The 1,156-nt window shown below is 60.4% G+C and carries 1 protein-coding gene; it reads right to left on the minus strand.

Annotated elements, in window-relative coordinates; all coding sequences use genetic code 11:
- Window positions 1-13: 13 nt before the first annotated feature.
- Complete coding sequence (locus FPZ47_RS27580; RefSeq protein ID WP_144957468.1) at window positions 14-1,105, minus strand: IS630 family transposase; 1,092 nt, start codon at window positions 1,103-1,105, stop codon at window positions 14-16.
- Window positions 1,106-1,156 lie beyond the last annotated feature (51 nt).

Below are 1,156 nucleotides of genomic sequence, written 5' to 3' on the forward strand. Positions count from 1 at the left end.
CTAGTGGTCCGTCTCAGTTTTGGGTAACTACTTGTTCGAGTTTGGTGCGTGCGCGTTGGACTTTGGCGAGGATGGATTCGGCGGTTGCTGTCCAGACGTAGGGTTTGGGATCGGCGTTGTGGGCGTTGAGGTATGCCTCGATGCTGGCGATCAGATCGGGCACGCTGCCAAATATTCCGCGGCGTAGGTTCCTGTCGGTCAGGTCGCGGAACCAACGTTCAACCTGGTTGAGCCACGACGACGACGTTGGCGTGAAGTGCAGGTGAAAACGCTTGTGCCGCTTCAGCCACCGGTCAACTTCAAAGTGCTTATGCGTGCTGTAGTTGTCCAGGATCAGATGCACCTGCAACCCTGCGGGTACCTCCCGGTCGATGGTATTGAGGAATCTGATGAACTCGCTATGGCGGTGCCGGGGCAGGCATTGGCCGATCACAGCGCCGGTGAGCACGTCGAGAGCTGCGAACAGTGTGGTGGTGCCGTTGCGTTTGTAGTCGTGAGTCATCGTGGCGGCCCGTCCGGGAACCATCGGCAACGACGCCTGCGTGCGATCGAGGGCCTGGATCTGCGACTTTTCATCCATGCACAACACGATCGCCTTCTCGGGCGGGTTCAAGTACAGACCGACAACGTCGATGAGTTTGTCCTCGAACTTCGGATCGGTGGACACCTTGAAGGTGTCGACCCGATGTGGCTGCAAACCAAGATGCGACCAAATCCTTTGCACCGTAGCCGAACTGACCCCTACCCGCTTAGCCATCGTGCGGCACGACCAGTGCGTGGCCCCCGGCGGTGTGGTGGTCGTGGTCAAACGGACGATCTCGGCGACAGTCTCCTCGCTGATCGAAGGTTTGCGGCCCCGACCTTCGCGGATCTTCTCCAGTCCAGCCAAACCCTCCTCGCCGAACCGGGTACGCCACGCCCGCACCGTCACCGGCGTCACCCCGACCTCGTCGGCGATCACCGCGTTGGCCACACCATCGGCGGCCTTCAACAACACCCGGGCCTGCAACACCTGCCGATGTGGCACCGACTGCGCCCGTGCCAACCTCTCCAATATCTCGCGCTCACCGTCGGACAAAGGCAACGCCGCAGCTGGTGCACTCATCACACCAGAATACCGAACGACACGCTATCTATTTGCGAGACACACCACTAG

Source organism: Mycobacterium helveticum (assembly GCF_007714205.1).
Lineage (GTDB): Bacteria > Actinomycetota > Actinomycetes > Mycobacteriales > Mycobacteriaceae > Mycobacterium > Mycobacterium helveticum.